Source organism: Enhygromyxa salina (assembly GCF_000737335.2).
Lineage (GTDB): Bacteria > Myxococcota_A > Polyangia > Nannocystales > Nannocystaceae > Plesiocystis > Plesiocystis salina_C.
Window position 1 is genome coordinate 15,492 of the sequence record NZ_JMCC02000006.1, and the last position, 24,987, is coordinate 40,478.

Annotated in this window: 20 protein-coding genes; 13 read left to right on the forward strand and 7 right to left on the reverse strand. The window is 68.8% G+C overall.

From position 1 onward, the window contains the following. Positions 1-18 precede the first annotated feature (18 nt). Positions 19-1,353, forward strand: coding sequence for an MYXO-CTERM sorting domain-containing protein (locus tag DB30_RS02820; RefSeq protein ID WP_052546411.1), 1,335 nt, complete (start codon positions 19-21; stop codon positions 1,351-1,353). On the opposite strand, the gene DB30_RS02825 is transcribed toward DB30_RS02820, so the two are convergent. Then, positions 1,295-2,182: a hypothetical protein gene (locus DB30_RS02825; protein WP_052546412.1), complete on the reverse strand. Its 888-nt coding sequence runs from the start codon at positions 2,180-2,182 to the stop codon at positions 1,295-1,297. The two genes, DB30_RS02820 and DB30_RS02825, sit on opposite strands and share 59 nt — an antisense overlap. Continuing rightward, positions 2,175-2,504 (reverse strand): NapC/NirT family cytochrome c, encoded by a 330-nt coding sequence (locus DB30_RS02830; RefSeq protein WP_146657912.1) that lies wholly within the window; start codon positions 2,502-2,504, stop codon positions 2,175-2,177. The genes DB30_RS02825 and DB30_RS02830 overlap by 8 nt, the downstream gene beginning before the upstream one ends. A gap of 101 nt (positions 2,505-2,605) precedes the next feature. Between DB30_RS02830 and DB30_RS02835 the strand changes: the two genes are divergently transcribed. From DB30_RS02835 to DB30_RS02860, 6 genes are all read left to right on the forward strand, one after another. Beyond that, positions 2,606-3,217, forward strand: coding sequence for a FixH family protein (locus DB30_RS02835; protein WP_052546414.1), 612 nt, complete (start codon positions 2,606-2,608; stop codon positions 3,215-3,217). A gap of 38 nt (positions 3,218-3,255) precedes the next feature. Continuing rightward, positions 3,256-4,671: a HAMP domain-containing histidine kinase gene (locus DB30_RS02840; RefSeq protein WP_052546415.1), complete on the forward strand. Its 1,416-nt coding sequence runs from the start codon at positions 3,256-3,258 to the stop codon at positions 4,669-4,671. Beyond that, complete coding sequence (locus tag DB30_RS02845; protein ID WP_052546416.1) at positions 4,668-5,219, forward strand: response regulator transcription factor; 552 nt, start codon at positions 4,668-4,670, stop codon at positions 5,217-5,219. The genes DB30_RS02840 and DB30_RS02845 overlap by 4 nt, the downstream gene beginning before the upstream one ends. Before the next feature lie 176 nt (positions 5,220-5,395). Next, positions 5,396-6,133, forward strand: coding sequence for a hypothetical protein (locus DB30_RS02850; RefSeq protein ID WP_146657913.1), 738 nt, complete (start codon positions 5,396-5,398; stop codon positions 6,131-6,133). Positions 6,134-6,145: 12 nt separating this feature from the next. After that, positions 6,146-6,946 (forward strand): hypothetical protein, encoded by an 801-nt coding sequence (locus DB30_RS02855; RefSeq protein WP_052546419.1) that lies wholly within the window; start codon positions 6,146-6,148, stop codon positions 6,944-6,946. Positions 6,947-6,987: 41 nt separating this feature from the next. After that, positions 6,988-7,413, forward strand: coding sequence for a hypothetical protein (locus tag DB30_RS02860; RefSeq protein WP_052546420.1), 426 nt, complete (start codon positions 6,988-6,990; stop codon positions 7,411-7,413). A gap of 12 nt (positions 7,414-7,425) precedes the next feature. Here the strand turns inward: DB30_RS02860 and DB30_RS02865 are convergent, their stop codons facing one another. After that, entirely contained in the window at positions 7,426-7,665 is a 240-nt protein-coding gene (locus DB30_RS02865; protein WP_052546421.1) for an FAD-dependent oxidoreductase, read from the reverse strand. A 181-nt stretch (positions 7,666-7,846) separates the two neighbouring features. Between DB30_RS02865 and DB30_RS02870 the strand changes: the two genes are divergently transcribed. Then, positions 7,847-9,769, forward strand: a complete 1,923-nt coding sequence (locus DB30_RS02870) for an ATP-dependent DNA ligase (RefSeq protein WP_052546422.1) — start codon at positions 7,847-7,849, stop codon at positions 9,767-9,769. A gap of 37 nt (positions 9,770-9,806) precedes the next feature. Here the strand turns inward: DB30_RS02870 and DB30_RS02875 are convergent, their stop codons facing one another. Beyond that, positions 9,807-10,493, reverse strand: a complete 687-nt coding sequence (locus DB30_RS02875; RefSeq protein ID WP_052546423.1) for a hypothetical protein — start codon at positions 10,491-10,493, stop codon at positions 9,807-9,809. A gap of 89 nt (positions 10,494-10,582) precedes the next feature. On the opposite strand from DB30_RS02875, the gene DB30_RS02880 reads away from it, so the two are divergent. The 4 genes from DB30_RS02880 to DB30_RS02895 all read left to right on the forward strand — a co-directional run bounded on the left by DB30_RS02880 (position 10,583) and on the right by DB30_RS02895 (position 21,065). Further along, positions 10,583-15,505 carry an nSTAND1 domain-containing NTPase gene (locus tag DB30_RS02880; protein WP_052546424.1) on the forward strand — a complete coding sequence of 1,641 codons (4,923 nt, stop codon included), beginning with the start codon at positions 10,583-10,585 and terminating at the stop codon, positions 15,503-15,505. A 22-nt stretch (positions 15,506-15,527) separates the two neighbouring features. Beyond that, the gene (locus DB30_RS02885; RefSeq protein ID WP_146657914.1) at positions 15,528-17,195 is read left to right on the forward strand and encodes a hypothetical protein; all 1,668 of its coding nucleotides are present in this window, start codon (positions 15,528-15,530) and stop codon (positions 17,193-17,195) included. A gap of 1,099 nt (positions 17,196-18,294) precedes the next feature. Then, entirely contained in the window at positions 18,295-20,253 is a 1,959-nt protein-coding gene (locus tag DB30_RS02890; protein ID WP_146657915.1) for a PAAR-like domain-containing protein, read from the forward strand. Next, on the forward strand, positions 20,250-21,065 hold the full coding sequence (locus DB30_RS02895; RefSeq protein WP_052546428.1) for a hypothetical protein: 816 nt from the start codon (positions 20,250-20,252) through the stop codon (positions 21,063-21,065). Before DB30_RS02890 ends, DB30_RS02895 begins: the two co-directional genes overlap by 4 nt. Here the strand turns inward: DB30_RS02895 and DB30_RS02900 are convergent. Next, positions 21,044-21,505 carry an SRPBCC domain-containing protein gene (locus DB30_RS02900; protein ID WP_052546429.1) on the reverse strand — a complete coding sequence of 154 codons (462 nt, stop codon included), beginning with the start codon at positions 21,503-21,505 and terminating at the stop codon, positions 21,044-21,046. The two genes, DB30_RS02895 and DB30_RS02900, sit on opposite strands and share 22 nt — an antisense overlap. Before the next feature lie 45 nt (positions 21,506-21,550). Next, on the reverse strand, positions 21,551-22,333 hold the full coding sequence (locus DB30_RS02905; protein WP_052546430.1) for a sulfite exporter TauE/SafE family protein: 783 nt from the start codon (positions 22,331-22,333) through the stop codon (positions 21,551-21,553). 120 nt (positions 22,334-22,453) lie between these two features. Between DB30_RS02905 and DB30_RS02910 the strand changes: the two genes are divergently transcribed. Continuing rightward, positions 22,454-24,187, forward strand: coding sequence for a BRCT domain-containing protein (locus DB30_RS02910; protein ID WP_052546431.1), 1,734 nt, complete (start codon positions 22,454-22,456; stop codon positions 24,185-24,187). Here DB30_RS02910 and DB30_RS02915 read toward each other — a convergent pair. Then, a complete protein-coding gene (locus tag DB30_RS02915) occupies positions 24,181-24,801 on the reverse strand; it encodes a hypothetical protein (protein ID WP_052546432.1) in 621 nt (206 codons plus the stop codon). The two genes, DB30_RS02910 and DB30_RS02915, sit on opposite strands and share 7 nt — an antisense overlap. Positions 24,802-24,987: the final 186 nt, after the last annotated feature.

Consider the following 24,987-nt stretch of genomic DNA (forward strand, 5'->3'; position numbering starts at 1 on the left):
TCTGTTAGAGTACGAGCGATGCCAGCGGCGCCGATCCTGTTGCTCGCGACGCTGGTCGCGGGCGAGCCAGAGTTTGGCCTGCACCTGCGCGGCCCGGCGATCGAGCCCACCGCCCCGGTCCGCACCCAGACCCACCACGCGCCCGTGCCCGACACGCTCGTCGTCCCCTACGACGACGCCGTGCCCACGCCGCCGGTCGCCGCCACCAGCGTTCAACAGCCCGATCCAGCCAAGCCACGCCGCAAGCTCGGCACCAACACGACGATCTTCGTCAACTTCGACGGCGTCACGATCGGCGACTGCTCGCCCTCCAACAGCCACGAAAATTGCTCGTGGCTCGAGACCGGGACCAGCTTCGCGCCCTACAGCGGCGCCCTCCCCCACCGCGTGGCGATCCTCGACGCGATGCGCTCGCAGGTCAACGAGCTGGGCGTCCGCGTCACGGCCCAGCGGCCGCCCGAGGACGAGTCGTATGTGATGGTCGTGTACGGCGGCGAGTCGGTCGACGACGAGGCGCTCGGCCGCGCGCCAGGGGGCGATTGCTGGGATGATCGACCCAACGAGATCGCCCATGTGTACCTCGACGGCGAGCGCAGCTCGTGGATCAACGGGGGGGCATCGACGGCGCTGCACGAGTCGGCGCACACCTGGGGCTTCGATCACATCGGGCTCGAGCACGCGCTGATGGCCCCAAGCGGCGGCAACACGATCGCCAAGTTCTTCGATGGCTGCGCGCAGATCGTAGAGGACACCGCGCTGACCCCCGTAGAGGAAGCAGGCAGCTGTCCGCAGATCAGCCTCGAGCAGTGCGGGCTCCCAGACTTTCAGCACGACCTGGCGATGATGCACCTGCTGTTTGGCGCGCCCTACGTCGACGACATCGCGCCGGTCCTCGAGCTGGTCCGGCCCTTCGATGGGGCCTACTTCGTGGGCCCGGCCGACTTCGGCGTCGAGCTGCGGATCATCGATGATCAGCACCCGCAGGTGTACGAGCTGGCGATCGGGATCCGCGACCTGGTCGACGATCCGGCGTTCTCGCCCGTCTACGAGCCAAGCTTCGACGTCACCGCCCTGCCGATCGGCACGTGGACCTTCGAGCTGCGCCTGCGCGACGCGGCCGGCAACGAGACCTCGCTCGAGTTCGTGATCGAGGTCGGCGAAGATCCCATGCTGCTCGACGACGGCTGCCACTGCGCCTCGACGCGCGCGGGGTCGCTGCCGCTTGGGCCTGGAGCGCTGGCGCTGCTCGGCCTGCTGGGTCTGCGACGCCGGCGACCGGCGCGGACCCAGGACCCTAAAACACGACGACAGCCCCCAGCGCCGCGCCGACGTCAAAGTCCCGCTGCGGGGTGAACGGCACCTGTACGCCCAGGGTCAAGGACCAGCGTGTGTCGATGTTCCACGCGAAGTTTGCGAGCGCGGTCGCCCGCGTCGTGCCGACCGCTCGATCGCGCTCACCCGCGCGGCTGCCCGCGCAATACTCGAGCTCCCCCGCGGGGCTGCGACAGGCGTTGATCGCCCGAACATCGACCAGCGCGCCGCCGCCGACGGCGAGCTTGCCGTCGAGCAGCCGCGCACCCACTTGGCCGCCCGCGCTGAGATCCAGCGCGACGCCAGCCGGACGCCACTCGGTGCTGGCCACGCCAAGCACCTGCCAATACAGCCGCGTGTAGGTGCGGGTGTAGATCAGGCTGGGCGTGACGGACCACAGCCGCCCGGGGTCGACCACGCTGCGGACCGTTCGGGTTGGAAAGCTCGCGCCGACCACGAAGGTCAAGGTTCGGTGGATCAACTTGTCGGCGTGGGGCGTGATGCGGATGAACGCCCGGGTGTCGCCGTAGCCAGACTGGACGCTGTTCGGTCCGTCTTCGGGCTGCTCGGCGACGGTCGTGAACGGCAGCTGGGCGCCGAACGAGAACGCAGGGATCGGCGCATACTCGCCGAGCAAGCTCAGGTCGTTGCGCTGTCCGGGCACGATCCCAACGCCCGAGTGGCTGAACTCGTTGAGCAGCATCAGTCGGGTGCTTGCTGCGCCGCCGCGATTGCCAACGCTGTTGATGCTGCGCACGCCCTCGGAGCTGCCGTGGCCGGCGACATGGTGGGCGTTGGCCTGGCGCGGGACCGCGACCCACGCGAGCGCCAGCAGCAACCCAAGCGAGCGGCGCCGGCGGAAGCTACTCACTTGCACGGCCAACCTTTGCGAGCGAGGGCAAACGATCGTGCTTGGCCCGGCGTGGGTCGCTACGAGAGCCAACCCGCGCGCGATGACAGTCGACGCAGGTGCGCGTATCGGTCGTCATCCAGTCGGCGACGATCGGCGCCTCGGTCGGCCCGCCAAGCTCGAGCGCCTCTTGCTCGCTCACGTGGCAGCTCATGCAGGTCTGCGATTCGCTGGCTTTGCTGACGCCAGCGTGGACACCATTGGCGCGAATATTTGGCGCGAACGCGGGCAGGCACCCCACTGTCGCAACCAGCAGCACGCCGAACATTCGAAGCTGCCGCACGCCTACGCTATATGCCGAGTTCGGCCCGCGCGCCTGCGACACAATGTCGCGGCGACAAGCGGTCGCACCCCGATCCGCGCTTCCTCGGGTAGCTTCCACACATGACACGCACCTCGATGCTGGCCGCGTCCCTTCTGTTTGGGTCCCTCGCTGGGATCATGTTCGCTTGCGACAGCGGGGATGCCGTTGGCAAGCCCTGCGAGACCGCAGAGGACTGTGACCAGGGGCTGATCTGCGACGTTCACGACGGCCAGGGCACCTGCCAAGAAGACCACGGGCACGAGGACGGGCACGAGGACGGACACGAGGAAGGGCACGAGGGCGAACACGAGGACGGGGAAGAGGAAGGCTGCGCAGCAGAGACCCGCGCCGACACCTACGCCGTGGGCCTGAGCAAGTCCGGATCGTTCGTGACCGCGAGCTTCGTCTCGGCCGATCCCGCGCCGCCGGTGAAGGGCGACAACAGCTGGGTCCTGAGCTTCTCCGACGCCGACGGTGAGCCGCTCGATGGCCTGGAGATCGTGGTCACGCCGATGATGCCCGACCACGGCCACGGCACGGCGATCGTCGCGGAGGTCAGCCCAACAGGAACCCCCGGCGAGTACGACGTCGCCCCGGTCAACCTGCACATGACCGGGTACTGGGAGATCGCCTTCGATGTCACCGCGGCCGATCAGCAGGACTCGGTCATGTTTGGGTTCTGCGTCGAGTGAGCTCGCCCGGTGATTCGGGCTAGCATGCCGGCACCGCGATGATGATCGGCGAGCAAGCGCAGGCCAACGCGCGCATCACCTTGCGCAACTTGATCGCCGCGCGCTGGGTCCTGATCGCGCTGGTGTCGGCGAGCGTGCTGTTCGCCGCGCTCGCCGGTGACCGGCTCCCGGTTGGCCTGCTCCCCCGCAGCGAGCACCCGATCGCCCTCGTCGCGACCGTGGTGGTTTGGACCGTGCTCAATTTGGTGAGCCCGCTGGCGCTCGCGCGTGGGCGGGCGAGCGAGCCGCTCGCCGGGGCCCACTTGCTCGCCGACGCGCTCGCGCTGACGTTGCTGCTCGCGCTCTCGGGCGGGCCCGCCAACCCGTTCACGATTCTGTATTTCTTGCCGATCACCCTGGCCACGCAGGTCTCACCACGCTGGACCTGGGCGCTGGCCGGCGTGTGCGTGGCCTGCTTCGCGGGGCTGTTCTTGCTGACGCCCGTCGAGCATGAGCCCGAGCCAGCCGCCCCCACCACCACCGCTGCCAGCGAAGATCCACACGCCCACCACCACATGCCCGCGGACCACGCGGGCGGCCCGGCGCCAACGGCCGCGAAGGCAAGCGACCGGCCGCACGGCGAGCACTTCGAGGGCCACCAGCTCGGCATGTGGGTCGCGTTTGGCCTGGTCGGGGTGCTAATCACGGTATTCGTGCATCGGACCGCGCTGGCGCTCGCGCATCAGCGCGACGAGCTCGCCCGGCTGCGTCAGACCACCCTCGAAGATCGCCACCTCACCGCGCTCGGGACCCTCGCGGCCGGGGCCGCGCACGAGCTTGGAACCCCGCTGGGCACGATCAAGCTGCTAGTCGACGAGCTGCCGCACCTGCCGGCCCCGGAGTCCGAGGGCGCGCTCGACACGATCCGCGAGCAGCTCGCCCGCTGCAAGTTGATCGTCTCGCGCATGGCCAGCCCCGAGCTGCGGGTCAGCGCGCTGGGCCACGCGCGCGCGCAGCCGTGGCCGCTGACAAAGCTGGTCACCGAGCTCGAGGGGGTCGACGCTGGCGTGCCGCTGCGGGTCGAGATCGATCCTGACCTCGAGTCCCAGTCGTGCGGCCAACCATTCAGCGCGCTCAGCCAGGTGCTGCGCGAGCTGCTCAACAACGCCGCCGACGCCACCCGGCGTGCCGGTGAGGGCGACCGCGCCGTGGTGATCCGCTTCGACGTGCGCGACGCGGCGCTGATCATCGACGTCATCGATCGTGGGGTCGGCATGGACGGCGACGAGCTCGCGGCCGCGTTCAGCCCGTTCCACACGACCCGACCCGAGAACCAGGGCATGGGCTTGGGCCTGTACCTCGCGCGGGCGCACCTGCGTCAGCTTGGCGGCACGATCGAGATCGACTCCGAGCTCGGGCGCGGGACACGGGTCCGCGTCGAGCTGCCGCTCGTCGATCGGGGGGCCGCCGCATGAGCGAGGCAACGATCATGGTCGTCGATGACGATCGGGCGTTCGCCACGGCGCTGGCAGGCGCGCTGCGTCGGCGCGGGTTCCAGACCGTGATCGCGCATGACTACGACGGCGCGCTGGCCGAGGCCGAGGCGTGGCAGCCCGATCAGGCCGTTGTCGATCTGCGCATGCCGGGCCGCAACGGGCTCGAGGTCGTGGCCAGCTTGCGCGAGCGCTGGCCGGCGCTGCGGGTGGTCGTGCTGACTGGGTTTGGCTCGATCGCCACCGCGGTCGAGGCGATCAAGCTTGGCGCCGTGCACTACCTGACCAAGCCAACCAGCGTCGACGAGATCTTGGCCGCGTTCGAGCGAACCGAGCCGGTGCTGCTGGACACGCCCACGACCCAAAACGCGACCCCGCTCGACGAGCTCGAGTGGGAGCACCTGCAGCGGGTGCTGACGGACTGCGGCGGCAACGTGTCCGAGGCCGCGCGCCGGCTGGGCATGCACCGACGCACGCTGCAGCGCAAGCTGGCGCGCAAGGCCGCGGTCACGCCCCGCCGCAAGCCCTGAGCCCGCGACCGATCGAGCTGCGACCCACGGCGGCCACCCGCTGTCGCAGCCGCGAGAAGCCCTCGCCCGAGCTGAAAGACGCCTGGGGGTGAAAGCGGCCGGCTGCGAGCGAGTCTAGCGTGGAGCGTCGCCCGCCCTCGACCTGGGCGCGCCGCGACGCTAAGAACAGAGCGCCCATGCCCCGACTCTCCCCCGTGTTCCCGAGCTTGGCCGCGCTCGCCATGTGCCTTGGCTGCCCGGCCAAAGTCCCCACGCCCGAGCAGCAACAAGCAGCCCAGGATCCGGCGTCGCCCGCGGTCGTGCCAACCGAAGATCCCCGGGTCGTGCGCGACGGCGATGATCTCTACGCGACCGAGTCGGCCCCGCGCCCGCTGCCCGACGCGCCCGCGCTCGGCTCCGGCAAGCCCGACACCAGCAACGGCGTGTGCAAGCTGTTCGCGCCCAAGCTGGCCGACCCCCACTGCTGTCCGTTCGAGACTGGCTTCGACGCCGAGCGGATCCAGAAGCTGTGCGGCCACGCGCTGTACATGGGTGAGTCGCTGCAACAAAGCTGCGGCTACTTCTTCTTGCCCAACATGGACGGCGGCGCGCCGGTGTCTCTGCGCGGGTCCAAGATCAACCGCGAGGACGTGGCCGCGGCCGCGGCCGACCACGATCTGCGCCTGGGCCGGCTGACCAAGAACCCGGAGTTCGCGTCCACGCCGGTGCCCGGGGTCGAGGGCGCCCTGTGGAGCGAGGCCGACGGACTGCACTGGGCGTTCTTGCCGGGCTGGTCGTCGGTGCGGCTGATCAGCTGGGCCGATGACGCCTGCCCGATCGCCACCATGCCCGAGGTCCTCAAGCTGATCGCCGAGGCCAAGCCGCCGGCAGAGAACGAACCACGGCCGGGTCTGCTGCCGATCGCTCGCCAGTAGTATCCTGCGCGGGTGGCCACCGGCACGGGGCAATGGTTGTCGAGCAACCCGGCGAAGGCCAGGGTCGAGCGCCTGTATCTGATCTACAGCCCGATCTGGATCGCGCTGATGGGGGTGGTCATGCTGACCGGCGTGTACCGCAGCTGGGGCGACCCGGGCTACATGCTGTTCGGGGTGGGCTTGGCCGCGCCGCTGTGGTTGATCCCCTATTTGGCGCCGCCCCCCGAACAGGCCGAGCTCCCGATTTGGCGCACGGGGTGGTTTCGGCTGAACGTGTGGATCGGGATCTTCGTGTTCGTGGGCAGCTACTTCTTCACCCACTATTTTTTTGACGTGGTGGGCATGCGCTACGGCTTCCCAACCAGCTGGAACCTGCAGGCCGAGCTGGTTGGCGAGAGCGAGGCGACCGTCCCGCTGTTCTTGTACCCGGTGACGCAGGCTTACTTCATGACCTACCACGTGACGGCGACGGTCGTGCTTCGGTATCTGAGCACGCGCTTGTCGCTGAAGCTGCTCGGCAAGATCGTCGTGGTCGCCCTGCTCGCGTATGTGGTCGCGTTTGCCGAGACCTTCTTCATGGCCGTGCCAGCGTTGGCCGACGTGTTCGAGTACGCGGACCGCGGTCGCATGCTGTTGTGGGGGTCGATGTTCTACGGCAGCTTCTTCGTGATCAGCGTCCCGGTGTTTGCGAGGATCGATGAAGATCCCGACCAGAATTGGACGATCGGGCGGACCATGCTGTCGGCCCTGGGGGTGAGCATGGCCGTGTTCGTGGTCTTGGATGGGTGGGCAAAGTTGATCGGGCCGCTGTGATCAAAGCGTGACGCGGGCCCGCGCGGGGCATAGAGTTGGCCATGACTCGGCTCTCGACCCTGGTGTTCGCGTCGCTCGTGTTGTTGGCCTGCAAGGGCGACGACGCCAGCGAGCAAGGCGACGGGGCGACGGGTGCCCCCGAGGACTCGAGCGACGACGGGGCAACGAGCGAGACGGACAGCGGTGATCCGGTGTGCTTTCCCGAGGGGACCTACGGGCCATGCAGCACCAACATGGGCTGCCAGTGTGTCCTGGGCGGCGATCTGTACCAGGCGTGCACCCGCTCGTGCACGGACGTGAGCGACTGCGGCGAGATGGCCGACTTTCCCGGGGCAACGCCAGCGTGCGTGCCCGTCAACCCGGGCGAGACCGACATGATCTGCGCGCTGCAGTGCACGAGCGACGCGGACTGCCCGTGCGGGCTGGAGTGTCAGGGGACCTACCTGATCTGCACCGAGCCGCAGTAGTCTGGGCCCGGATCACCGACGACCCGGGCAACCGTCCTGGACCACGTCCCCGCCGCGCTGGCCTGCGGGCGCGATCGTGGGGATCTCGGCGGCGTCGAGCAGCCACGTGGCGACGCCGTTGACCCACCGCGCGCCGGCCTCGGCCAGCGGCCGGCTGTCCACGCACACGACCCGCATGCCCCGGCGGGCGCACTGCCAGGCCGCGCCCGCCCCAGCCGTCCCCGCCCCCACGATTGCGATGTCAAAGCGCATGCAGGCACCGCCTACCTACGCGACCACCCGAGACAGCGGCTCGCCGTTGGCCCACCACCGAACCGCCCCGCACAGGCACCCCCCGCGTAGCTAGTGCCGCACACCCCCAGGGCCAGCGGCTGCAGTCGGCGAAGTCCCAAGGCGCATGTGGGGGTCCAAAAAAGGCTAAACTCCGGGCCCCATGCATGTCGTCGACGACTCCACCGTCCGCAGCTGGTTTCACTCCGGCGAGAACCTCGAGCAGCTGACCGGCGCGCTCGGCAGCCACCGCCCGAGCGCGAGCTACATGGAGTCCGTGCTCGGCATGCCGCTGCATGTCCAGTTCGTCGTCGAGCACCTGTCGGCCCAGCACCGATCCCTCGAAGCGCTCAACACGATCCCCTTCCACTCGCTGTGCCGCGCGGTGTTCATCCCGCTGATGCGCATGCACCCAGAGAAGGCGGCGCAGCTGTTTGGCATCGAGATCGAGCGACCGCCCGACACGGCCGGGCGCGCGGCCTTGGTCCAGAACTTCCTCGACAAGGACATCGGGCTCACGGCGGTTCAAAAGATCGGCTGCCTGGTCGGCGACGCGTTCGTTGGGCGCACCAGCACGTTCAAGCGCGACAGCCTGATCCGCCTGCTGATGTCGGTCCAGATGAAGAGCTACCGCGACATGCTCGATCGCCTGACCCAGGTCGGCGACGTGGGCGTGCTGTTCGCAGAGGGCCGCCGCGAGCTCAAGTCGGCGCCCGCGCTCACGGCCGGCGAGGTGCTGCTGACCCTGGAGTTCCTGCCCGACGCGGTCCGCAGCCTCAAGTTCGATCTGCTCCGCTCGCTGCTGACCCGCATGGGCAAGATCGAGGCCTACTTCATGGCCCGGCTGATCTTGCGCAAGGCCGACTTTGGCTTCGAGTACGAGGGCGCCGTGATCGCCCGGGCGCTGGCCGGCTACTACGACGCCGAGCCCGAGGCGGTCCAGCACGCGATCGCGCTGTCGGATCCGTTCGCGGTCGCGCGCATGCTCGCGACCAAGGGCGCCGAGGGCCTGCGCGAGGTCCGACTGCAGCCGCTCGTTGCGATCAAGCCCGCGCTTGCCAGCGGCGGCTCCGACGGGGTCAAGAAGTACCCAGCGTGGGTCGAGCGCAAGTACGACGGGATCCGCTTCATGCTGCACAAGTCGACCGACGCCCACGGCTCGGTGCTGTGCGCCGCCTACACCCGCGGCCGCAAAGACTGGCTCGAGCAGGTCAGCGGCATGCGCCAGACGATCAGCATGTTCCCGTGCAACAACTGCATCGTTGACGGCGAGCTCTACGGGACCGTGCTCGACCTCGAAGGCCCGCGCTTGGCGACCGTGTACGAGGTCTACGCCAGCCTCTCGGGCGAGGTCCAACAGCGGCCCGTCAACCTCAAGTATGCGGCCTTCGATCTGATCTACCTCAACGGCCAGGATCTGACCCAGCTGCCGCTGCGCCAGCGTCGGCAGACCATGCAGCAGTTCTTGGGGCCGCTCTCCAACTACACCCTGCCAATCCCCGTCTCGATCGCCGAGGGCCAGCTCGCCCCGACCAAGAACGACGTCAACCGCCTGTACCAATACTTCCGCGGTCAGGGCTACGAAGGCATCATCACCAAGGATCTGGACGGGGCCTACGCGCTCGCGCGCCGCGACCCCGACTGGCTCAAACGCAAGCCCGAGATCACCCTGGATCTGGTCCTGCTGCAGGGCATCTTCTCGGTCACCACCAAAGAGAAGGCCGGGATGTTCGGGAGCTTTGCGATCGGTGCCCGAACCAAGGACGGCGGGTTCGTCGATGTTGGCGACGTGGCCGGTGTCGATCAGCACCGCGACCGCGAGATCCAGGCAGAGATCATGCGCAACGGGCTCATCACCGGGCGCCGGGTCGAGCGGCAGAGCGCCTCGGGCGTGCGCGCGGGCGTCGAGCTGCGGCCGCACGTGGTCGTGACGGTCCGGTTCGAGGGCATTGTCAAAGACAACGTCACCAAGGATCTCAAGCTGCGCGACCCCAAGCTGGTGGCGATCCGCTCGGACAAGCACGCGGGCGAGGTCGACAAGGTCTCGGCGATCGACGACCTGTACATGCAGCAGCGCCTGGGCTGAGCCGCTGCTACCTGCCGCTCAGGCGGCGCTGCGTCGCTCAGCCACAGCTAAACCCTTCGGCGGTCGGCGTGCACTGACCGCTACAGAAGATGCTCCCGACACAGGCGCACGGCGCCTGGTCTTGGCACTCCTCGATCGGGCCAACGCAGCGATCGTAGTCGCAGCCGTTGCGGGTCTCGTGCATGCAGCTCTGCTCGATCGTACAGGCCGCGCAGCTGGGGACCCAATCGCAGGCGTCGATCGGCAGGCAGTCGCCCGTGAAGCAGCCGTCCCACACCTGCGGCTGCGTGCCCTCGCCACAGTTCGGCGCCGCGGCATCGCAGGTCAGCACGGCCTGGTTGCAGCTCAGGCCGTGGGGAACACACTGGCCGTTGACGCAAGCGGCCTTCTCAATGCCCCACTCTTCGCACTTGTTCTGATCACACATCCCGCCGCAATTGCCCGGTGAGCCCATGTCGGGGTTGAAGGCCACGCAGCCACAGCAGTCGCCCGAGATCGCACAGTCCTCGTCGACCTCACACGCGAAGCCGTCACCGCTTGGGGGGACGCAGCCCTCGGGCTCGCCGGTGGGACCGTCGCCTCCGCTCTCGCTCTCGCTCTCACTCCCGCCGCTCCCGGACATGGTGGTTGTTTCCATGCCGTCTGGATCGGCGGCCTTGGGGTCGCACGCCAACGCCGACAGGATCGAAACAAAGCTGACAAGATGAACCAAGCGGGTCTGCATGCCCACACGCTATCAGGGTCGGCTGGCCAGGCCAACGAGGACGCCGTGCGCGGCCCCAACTGAGGTAGCATCGGGGCTGCGCTGAAGCATTGACGAAGCCCTTGCACATCCGCCTCGAGTTCGCCCGAGCCGACGACGTCGAGGACCCCTATGCGATCCGCATGGGTCGGCAGGAGTACGTGCTGCGTGGCCCGGGCGGGACCTTTGGTGGCGCGTCGCTGCGCTGGAACGACGCGCTGCTGGCCGAGCTAGCTGGGGTCGCGCGGCCAAGCCCCGATCCCGAGGCGGTCCAGGCCCTCGGCGGTCGGCTGCGCGAGTTTTTGGAGCCCACTGGCTGGGCCAGCCGCGAGCGCGAGATCCAAGACGCGCTCGAGGCCGACACCCCCGTGCTGCTCACGGTCCGCTCGGCGGCCGCGGAGCTGTACGCCCTGCCCTTCGAGCTGCTCACGATCAAGGCCACCGGTCAGCACCTTGGCGAGCTCTCGGGTCTGCTGATCCGCTACGAGTGGCCGGGCACCAGCACGACCGCGACCGAGGTCTCGCCTGCCCCAGAGGGCGGCCGGATCCTGTTCGCGTGGTCGGCCGCTGGCGGCGAGGTCCCGGTCAGCGATCACCACGAGTCGATCCGCGCGGGGATCAAGGCCGGCGAGCTGCCGGCCAACCACCTCGTCGAGCTTCGCCACGCGTCGCTGACCCGAATTGACGACGCCCTAAAAGCCGCGAGCGAAGCTGGCCAGCCGATCACCGTGCTCCACCTGCTGTGCCACGGGGCCGCGGCGGGTCAGTCGATCGGGCTGGCGCTCGAGCATCACACCGACGACGACGGCACCGACATCGTCGATGCGGGGCGCCTGCGACGGGTGCTGGGCGCCCACGCGCCAACCTTGCGATCGGTGGTGCTGTGCGCGTGCAAGGGCGCCGATCCAGGCGCGCTCGGGGCCCAGCTCGGGAGCGTCGCCCAGGTCCTGCACCGCGCCGGCGTCGAGACAGTATTGGCCTCTCGGTTTCCGCTCTCGGTCGCTGGCTCGACGATCTTCGCGCGGGTGTTCTACGCACAGCTGCTCGGCGAGCCCAGCTCGGTCGAGGCCGCGTTCTTGGCCGGCCGCCGGGCCCTGACCGCCCAGGACGCCAGCTTGGACTGGGCCTCGATCCAGCTGTACGCGCGCGAGTCCGACGGCGACGACCATCGCCCGATCGTGTTCCGGCCCTACCGCGGCCTGCTGCCGTTTCGCGCGAGCGACCGCCGGTTCTTCTACGGCCGCGACACCGAGTGCGCGCTGATCCGCGGCCGCGTGGACGAGCTGCTCAGCGGGCAAGATCCGCGGTTCCTGGCGATCGCCGGGGCCTCGGGCAGCGGCAAGTCCTCGGTGGTCATGGCCGGGGTGCTGCCAAGCCTGGTCGAGCGCGAGGACCAGCGTTGGGTCCACACGCTGATGCGTCCCGGCGGCCGGCAGAGCCCAACCGAAGAGCTGCTGGCTGCCGTGTGTCGGCTGATCCCGGGCGTGCAGAGCAGCTTGCCCGAGCTGATCGGGAGCCTGCGCACGCAGGGACCCGAGCTGCGCGTGCTGGTGTTGATCGATCAATTCGAGGAGGTCTTCGCGAGCACCGAAGCCAGCCAATTTGTCGGTCTGCTGTGGACGCTGGCGACCACGCCAAACCTGCCGCTGGTGGTCATGATCACCATGCGCATCGACTTCTTGGGTCACTGCTCGCAGATCGCCCTGGACCACGCCGGGACCCGGCTCGACACGATCGTCTACGACGACAACCACCACATCTTCATCGGTCATCTGCAGCCGCGCGCGCTGGAGCAGGCGATCCGGCGGCCGGCCGAGCGCGTGGGACTGCAGCTCGACGCCGGCCTCGTGCAAGCGCTGACCCGCGAGGTCGGCGACGAGCCGGGCGCCCTGCCCCTGCTCGAGTACGCCCTCGATCTGCTGTGGCGCAGCCGCGTCGACAACCGCATGACCGTTGACACTTACAACGGCTTCGGCAGCGTCGAGGGGGCGCTGACCCGGACCGCAGACGAGCTGATCGAGTCCATGCCCGACGCGCAGCTGGCCCAGGCTCGCCGCCTGCTCTTGTCACTGGTCGACGTGCAGGCCGACGGCAGCGCCCGAACCCGCCGTCGGGTCCGACGCGCCGAGGTGGCCCCAAGCGACGCGGCCGATCGAGCGGCGTTCGCCGAGACCTCGCGCCGGCTGCTCGAGGCGCGGCTGGTCGTGACGGGCGAGCACGGCTCGGACGAGGTCTGGTACGACGTCGCCCACGAGGCGCTGATCCGCCGGTGGAGCAAGCTGCAGACCTGGCTAGACGCCGACCGTGGCAAGGTCACGGCGATCCGCAAGGTCACCGGTTGGGCGGCCGAGTGGCTCGCGGCCAACCGCAAGGGCTACCTGCTGAAGGACCATCGGCTTGGCTACGCGCAGAGCGTGCGCGAGGAATTTGGGCTGCGCGAGCTGTCCACCGAGGTCATCGACTTTCTGGTCGCGAGCGAGCGAGCCGAGCGTCGGCGCCGGGCCCTCGTCTGGTTGGGCGTGGGCTTGTCCATTGGTCTGGCGATCGCGTTTGGCGTGTTTCAAGATCGCGAAGAGGCGACCCAGCGGGTGCTCGCCAACGAGGCCCAGGCCGCGACCCTGGAAGCCCACGAGGCCACGGCCGCGGCCAAGCGCAGCATGCAGACGGCCCAGCAGGCGGTGCGGATCGGCCAGAACCTGCATCGCATCAACGGCGCGCGAATGGTCCAAGGTCGCGAGCCAACCTTGGCGCTGTTGCTGTTGCGAGACGCGGACATCAAAGCAGGTGACCCCCAGATCGGCTGGTGGGAGGGCGCCGCGGTGGCGGTCCAGCGACCTGTCAGCCGGGCGGTGTTCCGTGGTCACGGCCAGACCATCAACACAGCCCGATTTAGCCCGGACGCGAGCTCGGTGCTCACCACCTCCGTCGACGGGACCGCGCGGGTCTGGTCGCTGACCGGCGCGCTGATCTCCACCTTGAATTATGACGGCGCCCTCGACCCCGATCGAATCCCGGACTCCGGCTCGGATGTTCGCGACGCCAACTTCACCGCCGACGGCGACCGGATCGTGGCCCTGACCGCGCGGGGCGAGGTGATCCTGTGGGACCTCCGCGAAGATCCGCCAACGGCGACCAAGCTCGGCATTCACGGCAGTCGTCATGGTCACGAGGGCAACAGCATCGACGTCAGCCCCGACGGCGCGTGGGCGCTGAGCGCTTCGGAGGACGGTCGCGCGCACCTGTGGCCGCTCGCTGGCGGCGAAGAGTGGAGCTTCAACCACCAGGCCAACGTTCAGACCGCGGTGTTCAGCCCCGACGGTCAGTGGTTCGCGACCGCCAGCGGCGCGCTGATCCGCGTGTGGAAGCTGGCGGAGCGCGATCAGGATCCGATCGTGCTGCGCGGCCACGACCACGCCGTCAACAGCATCGCGTTCAACCAAGTCGACGATCGCACCCGCCTCGTCAGCGCCTCGGACGACAAGACCGCGCGGGTCTGGTCGCTCTCGCCGCAGCCCGAGCTCGAGCCGATCGCGGTGCTGCGCGGCCACACCGAGTCCGTCCGCTCGGCCAGCTTCGATCCCACGGGCGAGCGCGTGGTCACGGGCTCGGCCGACAGCAACGTGCGGGTGTGGACCCTGACAGGCGATCCGAGCGGGTTCGCCGAGTTCGTCGAGTTCACCGACATCGAGAACGTGGTCGGCCACGTCGGCTTCACGACCACCGGCGCCCACGTCGTTGGGGTCGCTGACGACGGCATGGCGTGCATCTGGGACGCCAACGGCGACGAGGCGTCGGTCTACATGCTGGGCCACATCAACCAGATCGGGGCCCTGGACTTCGCGCGGATCAACGGCCGCGAGTTCGTGCTCACCGGCTCCAACGACGCGACCGCGCGGCTGTGGGACACGACCAGCTTCGAGGACTGGATCGCCGTTGAAGGCCACGGCCGGCCGATCCGCAGCGTCGCGTGGTCGCCGGCCGGCGACCGCGTGGCCACGGCGACCTCCGCGGGGCTCGTGCACGTGTGGACTCAGGCCGGCCAGGGCCCGCTCTGGGAGCACGAGCACAGCGACGCCGCCTCGATCAGCGACATCGAATTCGACGCCACGGGCGATCGGCTCGCGGCCGCGGGCGAGGACGGGCGGGTCACGATCATCGACGTCGCGTCGGGCCAGCTGCTCACCGTCCTCGACGGCCACGACAGCGGGCTGTCGAGTGTCGCGTGGTCGCCGACGGACGCCGACTTGGTGCTGACGGCCACGACCACGGGCGAGCTCGTGCTTTGGGACCTAGGCCTGGATCCGGGCTTGGATCCGGGCCCGGGCGGGGCCCTGCTCGACACACCACTGCGCAGGATCACCGCGAGCGACGGCCGGGTCTGGTCCGGCAAATTCGATCCGCGCGGACGCACGATGCTGTCGGCCAGCGACGACGGCCGCCTGCAGATCTGGGCGCTCGACGGCAGCTCGCTGCGCTCCCCCGCCGAGCTCAACCTCACGACCACCGTGTACGCGGCCGAGTTCAGCCCCGACGGCCAGTACATCGCGCTGTCCACTCAAGACGCCCTGGTCCGGCTGGTCTCGACCACGACAGGCGAGGTCCGCGAGCTGCAGGGTCACGTCGCGCCGGTCCTCGACGTCCGGTTCAGCCCCAACAGCGAGCTACTCGTGACCGCGTCGATGGACGGCAGCGCGCGGGTGTGGACGGTCGAGACCGGCGCGCACTTTTCGATCGAGGGCCACGCTGGATCGGTGCGCGCGGCTGCGATCAGTCCCGACAGCAAACACCTGCTCGCGGGCACCAGCGAAGACTCGGCGCATATCTGGCACCTCGAAAAATTTCAGGTCAGCGAGGCCGAGCTGCACGCCGCGATCGACCAAGCCACCAGCGACTGCATCCCCGTCGAGCTGCGCACCAGCTTCCTGCGAGAAGACCCACAGACCGCCCAAGCCGCCCTCGACAGCTGTGAGGCGCGGCGCGAGGGCACGCGGTGACCACCTCCGAGAGAGCTAGGCCATGGACGACGAATTACACCTACTCATGACCTGCGCTGACGAGCGCGCGCCGCTGCTGCCAGAGGGCATCGACGGCGAGTCGTCGCAGGCCGGTGCGCACGAGGCCCAGGCCCTGCCCGAGTACCTGTGGGACGAGGGCGGCGATCCAAACGACCTCGAGCTGCAGCGCTGGGGGGTGTTCGCGCCCGAGGGCGATCGCGGCGAGCGGCTGCTGGCGCTGGTCCGTCCGCTGATCGAGCGGCGCGAGGCCCAGCAGGGCGCGCCGGTCCAGGTCTATCGGGTCCCCGGCGCAATGACGGCGCTCGAGGCCGCGCGCTGGAACAAGCGGGTGTTTCAGAGCGCAGACCTCGACGACGACGATCGGCCTCGCTACCAATTGATGCTCGGGGATCTGCACGAGCTGCCGCTCGCGCTGCAGCAGCGGCAAGCCAGCGATGGATTCGTCGGGCGGTTGGCGTTTGATCGTGACGACGACTACGCGGCCTACGTCGCCAAGCTGCTCGCCAGCGAGGACGCGACGCCAACCCACGATCTCGCAACGACGATGTTTCACACGGTCCACGACGGGACCGGGGCGACGCGGCTGGGTCACCGGGCGCTGGTCGAGCCGGGGCTCGAGCACATGCGAAAGCGCCTGGCGCTGGGCAAGCTCTCGACCCGCGAGCTGCTCGCGTGCGGCGACGAGTTTGATCCGAGCCCCGACGAACTGCTGCAGTTCGCCGCGATCGATCACCCCGCCGTGATGTTCTCGCTCAGCCACGGAGACGGCCCCCCGCGGCGCGGCTGGGGCTCCGCCGAGCAGCAGCGGGCGCGGCAAGGGGCGATGAGCTTTGGTCGCGCGGGCTCGATCGAAGGGACCACGCTGAGCGACGCCAAGTTCTTGCCGGGTGGACTGTGGTTCATGCTGGCCTGCTACGGCGCGGGCACCCCAGACGCGAGCGCGTACCAGCACTGGCTGGCCGAGCTCAAACAGCTTGGCCAGTTTCGCGGCAAGGCCGAGGCCGTGCTCGCGGGGATCCCCGCTGCGGGGGAGCGGCCGTTCATCGCGGCGGTGCCCAAGGCCACGCTGGCCAGCGAGCACGGCCCGCTGGCGTTCGTAGGCCACGTGGATCTGGCGTGGAGCTACAGCTTTCAGGAGCTCGATGACGGGCCAATGAACCGACCGAGCAAGTTCACGGGTGTGCTGCGCTCGGCGCTGCGTCGGGATCGGATGGGCATCTCGTTTCGCGAGCTCTACAAGTATCTGGGCCAGACCGAGAGCGAGCTGGCCTCGATCTACGACCAGGGCGCGCGCGGGGGTGAGGTCGACCTGGCCCGGCGCGGGCACCTGTGGATGTTGCGGCAGGATCTCTCGGCGTACGTGCTGTTGGGTGATCCAGCGGCGCGCTTGTGCGTGCGAGGGGGGCGGGCTGCGAGCCAGCAGCAGGTGTCGACGCCGGTATCAGCTCAGAACTTTTTGGGGTTTCCGGTCGCGCAGTCGACCGAGACGCATGGCGCTGCGCTGCCCTTGAAGATCGACGAGCTCGAAGAGGCGATCGCCAAGGTGATCCTGGGCGACGAGTCGGCCAAGGCGATCGCGCGGGCTTACGATGTTGATCGACACGAGCTGCAGGAGCTGGCGGACGCGTACCAAGCAGCCGGGCGCGCGGCGCTGCGGGGGCGCTCGTGAGCGCGACCGTCACCCTGGAGCAGGCGGCCAGGCGGTAGCGAGCGGTTGACACCTCCGCGCCCGCGGGCCGGGATGGTTTATGCCTCCGCGTACCCGGCTTGCTCGCCAAGCTCTACAAGGCCGCCCTCGACCGGCCCGGCAAGGTCTACAACGCCCCCCTGACCCTGGCAGCGGGCAGGTCGACCACCGCAGGAATCGCCCCCGGCCCAGCCCGGGAGCGACCCGACCCCCCTGGAGACCGCCCCTGACCCTGCCAGCGGGCAGGTCGACCACCGCCGGAATCGCCCCCGGCCCAGCCCGGGAGCGACCCGACCCCCCTGGAGACCGCCCCTGACCCTGCCAGCGGGCAGGTCGACCACCGCAGGAATCGCCCCTGACCCTCGCCGCGAGTAGGTCGACCACCCCCCAAGCTGCCCAAGCTCCGATTCGGGAACGACGCGACCCCCAGCAAATCACCCCTGACCCAACGCGGGGGCGACGCGACCGCCCCTGAAATTGGCCCGACCCAGCGCCGGAGTCACCCGAGCGCCGGCGAAACCGCCCGCACCGCGGCGCGCGAGCAGGTCGAATGCCTCGAAGTTCGCCCCCGAGCCGGCGTTGAAGCCACTCGACAAGCTCGACTCCTGCCCGCCAAGCGCCCAAAGGGCGAGTCGAACGTGTCGATCTCTGGCCAGGCACCAATCCGCGAGCGAGTCGAACGTGTCGATTTCTGGCCAGGCACCCGTCCGCGAGCGAGTCGAGTATGTCGAGATCTGCCCCACAGGCGCCGCGCGTCGTGTTCGCGTCGCGATCGCGCTGCCCATGCCCCAGGTGAAGCAGGGGTGCCTGTGCCCAGCCCAGCCTGCTCACCCTCAGCGTCCGCAGCGGGACAGACCGAGCCCACCCGAAGGTCTCGGGTTCTCCTCGTTCACGAGGTCAGTCTGTCTGCTCGCGGAAGTCAGCTCGGTACGCCGCTCACCACCACGCGCGCGTCCGCGAGCGGGCGCCCAGCCAACGCCCGAAATAAAAACAGTCCCGGGCTCGCTCCTGGGGCTGCGTACGTGGGCAAACGCGGCCCCGCACGCCCGGCCATCGCATCGGTGTTACCGTCCCTGCACCCATGGCACTGACGGTCTTCGCTGAGCAAATGGGCTTCTTCCACAAGGGCTGCGGGGGCACCGGCGTCGGCCCGGTCGACGTGTGCCTGTCGCCGCCGCCGGGCCCGGTCCCGATCCCCTACGTCAACGTGCTGTTCGCCCAGGATCTGATCAAGGGCAGCAAGACCGTGCGGATCGACGGCGAGCCCACCTTCCTCGAGGACGTCTCGATGACCTCGAAGAGCATCGGCGACGAGGGCGGCACGCTTGGCGGCAGCGTCGTGACCGGGGAGATCCTCAAGAACGGCTACTTCACGGTGTGGTCGTCGACCGTGCAGGTCGAGGGCCTTGGGGTCGCCCGTCACGGCGACATCATGGGCCACAACAGCGCCGGGGGGCCGCCGCCATCCAACCTCAACTCGGGCGCGATCTGTCAGCCCGCGCAGGTCTCGGCCCCGGTCCCCGGTCCCGTCGCCTCGCGCCGCGCCGCCGAGGCCAAGGTCATGGAGGCGACCGGCCCCGGCGACTCCGAGCCGGCCAAGGTCATCCCCTGCGACTTTGAAAAGATCAGCGTCAAGTGCAGCCACACCGGCAGCGGCGACGGCAAGCGCGGGTTCGGCCCGTTCGAGTACACCTACAACGGGCAGATCCAAGACAACCTGCCGCGCCCAAAGAAGGGCTCGAAGGCGGCGTTCATCCCCAACATTCAGGTCATCGCGGGCGAGGACGATCGCCGCGCGGACAAGCTCGAGATCGAGATCACCGGCGGCCCCGGGTACAGCTGCAGCCACTCGCATCCGCACGTGGCGGTCACCAACCGGGCAACCGGCGAGGTCACCAAGCACGAGGGCAAGACCAAGGTCGAGCTAAAGCTGAAGTGCAAGAAGATCGAGCTGCCGGCCATCGCCTACATGAGCCCGGCCGCGGTGATCGGGTACTTCTTCTTCTCGCCCAAGTCGACCAATCGCTACATTGTCGAGGTCAGCTCTTGCGGCGTGCTGGAGGATCAGAGCCCCGGGTTTCGCAAGCTCTCGCGCACGATCGACGTGTTCTCGAGCGACAAGTACAAGCTGTCGCTCTCAATCCCGGCGCTCATCAAGCGCAACTACGCGAACACGGCGAGCAAGGCGCTGAAGCCCAACGCCAAGTGGGTCGACGGCAAAGACGACGGCTGGGACAAGAAGACCGACTGGGTCGACGATCCAGCGACCCCAGGCGGCGCGCCGGTCCGCAAGCCGATCGCCGGGGTTGTCGGCGCCAGCATCAAGCTCACGCGCAACAGCGAAGACGTCAACGCCACCGCCAAGCTCGGCGAGATCATTCAGGCGTTCGTCAACATCCAAAACGAGATCCAGTCGGTCATGAACTTCATCAAGAAGTTTCAGCCGCAGGTCGGCTGGAAGTTCGGGTTCTCGATCGGCTTCTTCACCGGGGATCTGTCGTTCGAGTGGGCCGCCAAAGAGGCCAAGGACCACACCGTCTTCAAGTGGTGGAAGTTCGAGGCTGCGCTCACCCTGGTCTCGATCGAGCTCGACGCCAGCTTTGGCATCGACTTCGAGGTCTGGCGGTTCACCGTCACCGCCGTGGTGTTTGGCAAGGTCTCGGGCGAAGCCAAGCTCAGCGCCTCGTGCGAAGCCACGCCAGAGAAGCCCGACTGGGGCACCCAGATCGGCGTCGAGATCAAGGGCGAGCTGGGGATCAAGGCCGCGCTCGGGGCCGACTGGGTCGCCGCCGCGGGCAAGTTCGAGCTTGGGTTTCCGTTCGAAGCTTCACCCAAGATCGACGACAAAGAGGGCCTGCAGATCGACTGGAAGCTCAAATTCAACGGGCTCGAGGCCAACGTCGTCGGCCACATCAGGTTCGCCGGCAGCTTCAGCCGCAAGTGGGACATCATGGACAAGCGCACCCTTGGACAGGGCACCTTCCCCAGCGGTGAAAAGCAGGCAACCGGAATTCCCAGCCCCGAAGGTGCGATCAAGTGAGCACGCCGATCTTCTACTTGCACGTGGAGGCCCGCGGCGTCCAAGCCGAGGTCCGACTCAACGACGCGCCGATCATCGAGCTGTTTGTCGAGTATCCGCAGCACGCGTTCCCGACGATCAGCGAGTGGGTCATCAACGGCGAGAACGTGCTGAGCGTGCACGTGCAGCAGGCCGACGAGACCGCCCAGCTGCGGATTACGCTGTGCCAGGCGTCGCTTGGCGACATCCCCGAGCCGGGCAGCGAGGTCGAGCTGGCGATCGTCGAGTGGCCGCCACCGCTGCCCGCGGGCGCCACCGAGGTCGCCGAGGTCGCCGCGCCCCCGATGCCCCCGATGCCCCCGATCCTGCGCGCGGTCGGGTTCGCTACCCATTCGTGGGCGCCGTGGTACTGGCAGAGCGCGCCGCCGTTCACCGCGGATCGGCGCAGCGTGGCCGAGCTCATCACGTGGCTTCGTGACCTGCACGCGACCCTGGCGGCTGGACAGATCGATCCGCTCGCCGCCAACAGCCAATTCAAGTTCAGCGAGGTCGCGCCGGTCTACGACATGACCACCGCCGAAGCGCAGACCCGGCTCACGCAGACGTGGGCCCACATCAGCGCCCAGCCCGGCTGGGAGATCGCCGCGTTCGACGAGGCCGACGTCGACCTGCGGGTGCGCTGTGATGGCCGGCTGATCGAGCCTTGCACCCGCGACGGCTTGCCGTTGATCCGGCAGATCCGACCGGTTGGGGGCGATCGCTGGTCGATGCCGATCTTCGTTGGCCGGACCCACCGTGACTACGTTGCCGGCTACCTGGCGATCGTACGCTGAGCTGCCCCGGACTCGGCCCGGCGCTTCAGCGCAGCCCCGAGCGCGTCGAAGCCCCGCTGGACCTTGCCGCCATACAACAGCTCCACGACTGGCGAGAGCGCGCCCGCGAACGCGTCTTCGCTGACGTAGCGGCAGCGCTGATCCCCAAGCACCTCGACCCGCTGGACCCGCTCGGCCCGAAACAGCCACGCGGGGCCGATCGTCATGCCCCAACACAGCTGCTCGCCGGGCGCCCAGCTCCGCAGGATCTCGACTTGCCTGCGCGGCTTGGCGCCGTCAAAGCTGACGTGCAGGACGATCGGATCGCCCACGACGAAGGTGGTCTCGATCCGCGGCGTAAACGGATTCCACGCCGAGTAGCCTTCGAGATCCGCGAGGATCTTCCAGACCCGCTCGGCGCTGGCAGCGATGTCGACGCGGGTGGAGAAGACCTTTGCCACGGCCTATGCCTAGCAAAATCCCGGCGCTTGTCGAACCTGCGCAGCTCAGGTCAGCGCGGTGATCAGCTGGAACACGCCGAGGCCCAAGATCACCGCCAGCAACACGCGCTGGCCGGCGTGCTCACCGAACCGAGCCTGGATCCGGGCGCGCAAGCGCGGACCCAACACATAGCCCAGCAGCATCATCGGCAGCGCGAGTCCGGCGAGCGTCAGCACCTCGATCGTCCACAGGCCAGCGAGACCGTGGCCGGCGATCGTGACCAACCCCAACGGTAAGAACAGCGCTTGAAAGTTGATCCGCACGGCCTCGCTGGACCAACCGCGCAGCGCCGCATAGGCCAGCAACGGCGGCCCGGCGATGTCGAACGCGGCCGAGCTCGCCCCCGTGAGCAGCCCGAACGCGAGGTCGCGGGCCCAGGCGGGCGCCCCCACCTGCTCGGTCGCGGCGTCGGGCCTTGCAGCCGCGCGGGGCCGCGCGAGCGACAGCAGCCGCCACCCACCAAACCCCAGCAGCAGCGCCGCGAGCCCCCAGTGCGCCCAGATCGGCGGCAACGCGACCAGCACGTACAGCCCGACCGGGACCCCAGCGACGGCGCCGAGCAGCAGGCGAATCACCGTCCCCTTCTCGATCGCCTCGGGTCGCTCGCGCAGCAACAACAACGCGATCGCCGTGCCTGCCAGCGCCAGCACGGGCGCGCCGCGTTCCAAGCCGATCAGCGCTGACAGCAGCGGGATCGCGAACATCGCGTCGCCAAAGCCGAACACCGCCCGCAGCAACATCGCGATCAAGATGACGCCGAGCACGGCGGTGATCAGGGTTGGGGCCATTGGAAGGGGCGCAGGGTATCCCGTCCCCCCACCCAACATCGGGCCATTTCTCACAGCCCAGGCGCCGAGCTGCGGCGTCCACACATGCGATGCTTGGGGCCGGGAACCCCAAGCGAAGCAATGAAAGCGAAGCAAGACCCACCCCCCAGCGCAGCCCCGACCCCCGTCGCCGCGTTCAATGGCAAGGTCATCGCGCTGACCGGCACCTTCACGACGATGAAGCGGGCCGACGCAAAAAAAGTGCTGACGCAGGCCGGCGCGAGCGTTGGCAGCGGCGTCACCAAGAAGACCGATCTCCTGATCCACGGCGACAACGCGGGCTCGAAGCTCGACAAGGCCACCAGCTTGGGCGTAACCCTGATGACCGAGGCGCAGATGGTCGCGCTGCTGACGGCCGGGGGCGCGGGCGCACAGCAGCTCGCCAACGCCGACGCCAAGCTGGCCAAGAAGCAGGCAGAGGACGCCGCGGCCTCGACCGAGATGACGGCCGTAGCGACGGAGCTTCGGGCCTTTGTCGCGGCCTTGAAGCGCCGCAAGGACATCGAGGTCACCCACGCCACGCTCGGGCGCAAGGCCGGCAAGTCCAAGCTCGCGCAGCTGCGCGCGGCCGACATTCCGACCGAGCTGATCAACTTCTACGCAGAGATCGATGGCGCCCACATCGAATGGCGCTTCGTCGAGCCCCCCGGCGGTGGTTGCTTGCGCCTGCCACCGGTCTCGAGGTGGACCCAGTTTACCGGGGACGACGATCACTACATGGGGTTTGGTGAGGACCGTGAGGCCTTGCTGCTCGACGAGGTCACGCCCGAAGGCGGCACCTGGCTGGTCCGCGACAAGCCGACCGACACCACGGGGGAGCCCGGGCGCGTGGGGATCATCTTTGCCTCGGCGGCACAGGGCGCCGATGGCATCACCCCGGCCGACTCGATCGCGGCCTACCTGCGCGCCGCGATCGACAACGGCTTCGTTCACTACTGGCCACGCTGCTTCAGGCCAAACCCCTACGTGTCGTACGCCGAGCAAGAGCAGACGCTCGAGCGGTTCCGGGCGACCCCGGTGACGCCGTCCAAAGTCCGCGTGGGGCAGCGTGTCCAGTTTGGGTACTTCTCCGAGGGCGGCCGCGGCGAGGTCTTGGCGATCCACGAGGCACCCGAGGGGCCCGCGAGCGAGTTTTGCGGGACCAAGCTGGCGCAGGTGCAGCTCGACGAGGGCACGATCGCCTGGATCCCAGTCAAGTGGATGAAGACCTGGACACGCGTCGACGCCTACCAGCGCCTGCGCGACCCGAGCTTTGTGTTTGCGGCGGCGGCGAAGGACGATCCTGGGGCGCTGCTCGATGAGCTCGTCCGGGCGATGGATCCGCTCACGAGCTACTCGAACCTCGCGTTCGCCCAGGTGCCAAGCAACGCCCGCCGGGCCGCCGGGCTGCTCGCAACTCGCTCACTCGCCGACGCGGTCGCGATCGTCATCGATCTTCATGCCGCGGTCGCGCGCGCGGGCATCGAGCTCGACGCGCAGCGCGTGGTCGCCGAGACCGGCGACGAATTCTCCAAGCCCGAGATGTCGCGCTGCCGCTGGCAATACCGGGTCAGCGACGTGTTCATTGGCCTGTTTGGCGGCCTGCTGCTGCTCGCCCACCACGAGTCCGCCCGCCGCGGCGTGCCTGGCAACGCGCTGCTGGGCGCCAAGCTGGTCGCTCGGCTCGCCAAGCTCGACGGCGCGGACCCCCTGCACACGCGCTGCACCAACGACCAGCTCCTGGCGGCGCCGCAGTGGGGGCACGGGTCCAGCGAGCACGCCCAGGCGCTCGGGCTCCCAGCTGACGCGATCGTGCTCTCGGGCACGGGCTACTGAGTCACCTGGTCAGGCTGGCCCAGCGTCGCGAACTCGGCCAGCGTCCATGTGTTGGCGCCATGGTTGTGAAGATGAAAGGTCACGGTCGCGCCCGGCTCGGCCGCGACCGGGCTCGCAAACCGGATCGACCGCGCATCCGAGGCGCCGGGGATCTCGACGTGGGTCTCCCACACCAGCGCGCCGTTGATCAGCAAGGCGAGGTGCCCGGTCGCCGGCTCGTGCGAGATCAGCGACTGCCACCACACCCGCACCCGCAGCTCGTCGCCGATCTCCAGCGGCTCGGCCAGCGGCTGCTCGACGCTGAAGTAGTTGCACCCGCTGGTCGAGACCTCGAGCGTCCCAAACTCCTCGGCCCACGCCGATGAAGGGCAGATCGTCTGGGACGGACGGTGCTCGAACAAGGGATCATCCGCGGCCGCGGTTGGGGTCCAGTCTTCAGCGTAGACCAGCGGACGCGGCTCGGCGTCGCGCGTGGGCGAGTCGGCCCCGCCGACCGAGTTGCCCGAGTTGCCCGAGTCAGCCGAGTCGACCGGATCGCCAAGATCGCAGCCCGAGGCGAGCGTGAAAACCAGCGCAGCGGTGCTCAGCAACACAAGAATGGCGGTGGCGCGCATGAGTGCTGCCTTCAACACCGCGAGCCCCCGCGGATGTCACCTGCGTTGAAACCCGGATCCACGGCACTGGCTTCGCCGAATCCTGGCAGCCCGCGGTGCAATGCATCGCGGGTGATCGGCTGACGCTCACGGATCAGTTCGTCCTCGACGTCGATGCGATCTACGCAGGGATCTTCGAGCTCCCCA

What these genes read in the sequence shown, in the direction of transcription:
- DB30_RS02820 (WP_052546411.1), top strand. Translation starts at nt 19, where the DNA reads ATGCCAGCGGCGCCGATCCTGTTGCTCGCGACGCTGGTCGCGGGCGAG.
- DB30_RS02835 (WP_052546414.1), top strand. Translation starts at nt 2,606, where the DNA reads ATGACACGCACCTCGATGCTGGCCGCGTCCCTTCTGTTTGGGTCCCTC.
- DB30_RS02840 (WP_052546415.1), top strand. Translation starts at nt 3,256, where the DNA reads ATGATGATCGGCGAGCAAGCGCAGGCCAACGCGCGCATCACCTTGCGC.
- DB30_RS02845 (WP_052546416.1), top strand. Translation starts at nt 4,668, where the DNA reads ATGAGCGAGGCAACGATCATGGTCGTCGATGACGATCGGGCGTTCGCC.
- DB30_RS02850 (WP_146657913.1), top strand. Translation starts at nt 5,396, where the DNA reads ATGCCCCGACTCTCCCCCGTGTTCCCGAGCTTGGCCGCGCTCGCCATG.
- DB30_RS02860 (WP_052546420.1), top strand. Translation starts at nt 6,988, where the DNA reads ATGACTCGGCTCTCGACCCTGGTGTTCGCGTCGCTCGTGTTGTTGGCC.
- DB30_RS02865 (WP_052546421.1), bottom strand. Translation starts at nt 7,665, where the DNA reads ATGCGCTTTGACATCGCAATCGTGGGGGCGGGGACGGCTGGGGCGGGC.
- DB30_RS02870 (WP_052546422.1), top strand. Translation starts at nt 7,847, where the DNA reads ATGCATGTCGTCGACGACTCCACCGTCCGCAGCTGGTTTCACTCCGGC.
- DB30_RS02875 (WP_052546423.1), bottom strand. Translation starts at nt 10,493, where the DNA reads ATGCAGACCCGCTTGGTTCATCTTGTCAGCTTTGTTTCGATCCTGTCG.
- DB30_RS02885 (WP_146657914.1), top strand. Translation starts at nt 15,528, where the DNA reads ATGGACGACGAATTACACCTACTCATGACCTGCGCTGACGAGCGCGCG.
- DB30_RS02890 (WP_146657915.1), top strand. Translation starts at nt 18,295, where the DNA reads ATGGCACTGACGGTCTTCGCTGAGCAAATGGGCTTCTTCCACAAGGGC.
- DB30_RS02905 (WP_052546430.1), bottom strand. Translation starts at nt 22,333, where the DNA reads ATGGCCCCAACCCTGATCACCGCCGTGCTCGGCGTCATCTTGATCGCG.
- DB30_RS02910 (WP_052546431.1), top strand. Translation starts at nt 22,454, where the DNA reads ATGAAAGCGAAGCAAGACCCACCCCCCAGCGCAGCCCCGACCCCCGTC.
- DB30_RS02915 (WP_052546432.1), bottom strand. Translation starts at nt 24,801, where the DNA reads ATGCGCGCCACCGCCATTCTTGTGTTGCTGAGCACCGCTGCGCTGGTT.